This is a genomic window from Odoribacter sp. N54.MGS-14 (genome assembly GCF_000980295.1).
In the GTDB taxonomy this organism is placed as follows: domain Bacteria; phylum Bacteroidota; class Bacteroidia; order Bacteroidales; family Marinifilaceae; genus Odoribacter; species Odoribacter splanchnicus.
In genome coordinates, this window is the sequence record NZ_LARL01000129.1 from 1 (window position 1) to 2,878 (window position 2,878).

Here is a 2,878-nt window from a genome sequence, read left to right on the forward strand (position 1 = left end):
AAAATATTAAAAGGTGTCTATAACCGGGGGGATCCACCTCTTTCCATTCCGAACAGAGAAGTTAAGCCCCTGAGTGCCGATGGTACTGCCTTATGGTGGGAGAGTAGGTTGGCGCCGAATTGTGAAAGCAGTCATGATTTATATTGTGACTGCTTTTTTTATGTTTATGAAAATAGCCCACGAGGACGGAGTTTCTGGGCTATTTTAGAGTCTAGGCTCCAGTATCCTGTATGTTCCGGCTGTAGAGGCTGCCATATTTTTCTGAAAAAATATTCCGGAAAATTTTGTCCGCTACTTCTTTCCAGGAGTGTTATAAATAATTGTGTTACCCGCTTGGAATATTTATATTTTTCCCCACTTAGTATTTTCCGAACATTCACTATTGTTGTTTTGTTATCTTTTATATTATTTTGATGGTAGTAGTAAGCCTTTGTTGAAAGACTGGTTTATGGTGGTTATACCATAAAATTTATATTTTCTGGTAGGTTATTCATTTTATGATTCAAATTATGAGAATTATTTTGATAATAATGGCTATTGTATGTTTAGGGGGATGTGATAAGAAAAATACATCCATATATCATAATATAATATTTAAAGAAATATGTGATATTGCAAGAGATAAGTATCTTCCATTTTGTATTGTTTTAATAGACTCTTCGCAACATTTGTCTCAGGAATATTATTCACGATTACAAAATCGCTACAAATTTCTGACGCAACAGGCCATTTATAATATGGCTGATATTAATGTTTCCGTAAATGAGTGGTATATAAAATGGTTATGTCCTGTTACTACTCCTTTGACTTGTGTATTTTCTCCGGAGGGAGATTTGGTTGACTTAATTCCAGGGGCAACAAGAGAAACTTTTTTGTACTCAAAAGAAGCAATAAATAATTTGGGACCTACTGATTTTCATTGGCCCAACTATTTTCATAGGAATAAAAAAGAACTAATCCCCCTTTTAAATAATTTATTGGAACAAAAAGAAATTTTGAATCAAGGTGTATATTTATCCTCAGGATTCTCTGAACTGGTAGATTCTCTGAATTATCCATATTCGATCTATTTGAAATTGGCTGGAGAATTGATGATGCATGATATTATTACATCGCAAATTACTGCAAAATCTTTACTAGAGTTTTAGTATTTTATCTCTGTCTTTGTTATCTTGCAGGGATGTTCGAATGATGATTTCCTGAAGCCAAGTCTGGAAGATAAGCTTAACTTTCCTCTTCATATTGAAAAATTTGGAAAGGCTGTTGCCAATGAGATTCATCAGACTGTAATAAATTTAAATGAGAGAGGTGTAGATTATTCTAATGCTAAAAACACACCTGAATTTAAAAAGCAATTTTATCAGGATTGGGCCCAGGCTAGTCCAGGGATGATAAAAACAAAAGTGTCACAAAATCAAATGTTTGGTAATTCACTTCTTTTTATAGAAGGGTATCGTAACCTGACCCATATTCAAATTGAATTTATTCGTCGGATATTGAAGGAATGTGATGAAACAACTTCTTACGAGGACTTTGGCAATAGATTGGCCAATATCAATAAAGATATTTTTAAACAGGTTCCTGAAATAGAGCAGGAGAGGTTACTTTATATTACGTCTGCCTTGTATTATGGAATAGGAGAAATTCAGAATCTTGAAAAACAAGGACAAATGCTTATTACTCCTCAGACTAAATTCCGAATGAGAAGGGTTAAAACAAGGAGTGAATCAGGAGGTGATGGTTTCTGGGGAACTTGCAGGAGCATTTATTCAGCAGTTGCTCCTTATGTTTTTGGAACGCTTACTGAAATGGGCGAAATAGTTGTATCTGTTTCGGAGGTAATGGTGGGTGGAGTTGCATTGATTATGTCTGTACTTTGTGTGTCGGATACGGACCAGTTTCGGGCAGAATGTGCAGAAAAATATAGGGATTGTATGGATAAAAAAGGGCCTTGGTCTAAGGAACATAGTGGGGGATGGGGATATACAATGTGTGCAAGGTGCTTAGAATTTTGCAGAGCACAGCACGGTGTTTGGGATTGTCCTCGGCCAGTGTAAAATTGGATTATTATGAAAGGTTTTGAGATATGTATTAATGATGCAGCTCCTATTGTTGCAATGACAGATAGTTTGGTTACTTTAATCATAAGTGTAGGGTATGCTGATGGGGATGATATGCACATCGGAGGAATGGATTCAAAATCGAATCATCTTATATGGATGAATAAAAAGATGTCTCTGGGAGATAAGATTAAAGTGCGGGTTAGAGAGATTGATATTGCTTCTCCATTGCATATGAGATATCCTTCCGATAGAGAGGAAATGAAGAAAGAGTATTATAAATTGAAAAAGAAATTAGAGGAGGAAGGGAAACTATGAAGGGATTAGTTGTTAAATACGGAGAGAAGACTTATAAAGTTGGTTTACCCGATGGAGGTGTTACCTTGTCTTCTTGTATTATGCAGAATAAATTTACGCTTGAGGCAGGTGGCTCAGGACATGCTTATGCTAGTGTATTCCTGAAATTACGTGAAGACATAGAATTTGAGGTGGAAGTGGCTGAATTTGATAAAGCTTCCGAGCCTCTTTCTGAAACGAATCAACCGATAATAGATCCGGATTATCCTCATGAAGAAGATCCGGATTGGAAACTAAAACATTTCCGGAAATTAGAAAAGATTCTGAAAGAAGAAGGATTGCTTGATTAAAGCAGAAGCCTAAGCTGATTAAATGGGCCATTTTTGTAAATGGCTCATGAGCTTTAGGAGAGCGGATCTTAAGACGGAGATACCTCATTGTATGATTTGTAATAGTCAAGACTTGTTCTGACAGCTTGTTTAGTATCGGACAAAAAAACTGTCAGCTGTTTGTTGCGAAGT

4 protein-coding genes and 1 rRNA gene are annotated in these 2,878 nt (G+C 36.0%); all 5 read left to right on the forward strand.

The features are described from left to right. Window positions 1-9 precede the first annotated feature (9 nt). The 5 genes from rrf to WS42_RS14460 all read left to right on the forward strand — a co-directional run bounded on the left by rrf (window position 10) and on the right by WS42_RS14460 (window position 2,707). Window positions 10-120 (forward strand): 5S ribosomal RNA (gene rrf / locus WS42_RS14445). A gap of 389 nt (window positions 121-509) precedes the next feature. Then, window positions 510-1,148 carry a hypothetical protein gene (locus WS42_RS15725; RefSeq protein WP_140398602.1) on the forward strand — a complete coding sequence of 213 codons (639 nt, stop codon included), beginning with the start codon at window positions 510-512 and terminating at the stop codon, window positions 1,146-1,148. Window positions 1,149-1,172: 24 nt separating this feature from the next. Then, window positions 1,173-2,057, forward strand: coding sequence for a hypothetical protein (locus tag WS42_RS15730; RefSeq protein ID WP_087384426.1), 885 nt, complete (start codon window positions 1,173-1,175; stop codon window positions 2,055-2,057). 12 nt (window positions 2,058-2,069) lie between these two features. Continuing rightward, complete coding sequence (locus WS42_RS14455) at window positions 2,070-2,378, forward strand: hypothetical protein (RefSeq protein WP_013612325.1); 309 nt, start codon at window positions 2,070-2,072, stop codon at window positions 2,376-2,378. Next, window positions 2,375-2,707, forward strand: a complete 333-nt coding sequence (locus WS42_RS14460; protein WP_022159537.1) for a hypothetical protein — start codon at window positions 2,375-2,377, stop codon at window positions 2,705-2,707. Before WS42_RS14455 ends, WS42_RS14460 begins: the two co-directional genes overlap by 4 nt. Window positions 2,708-2,878 lie beyond the last annotated feature (171 nt).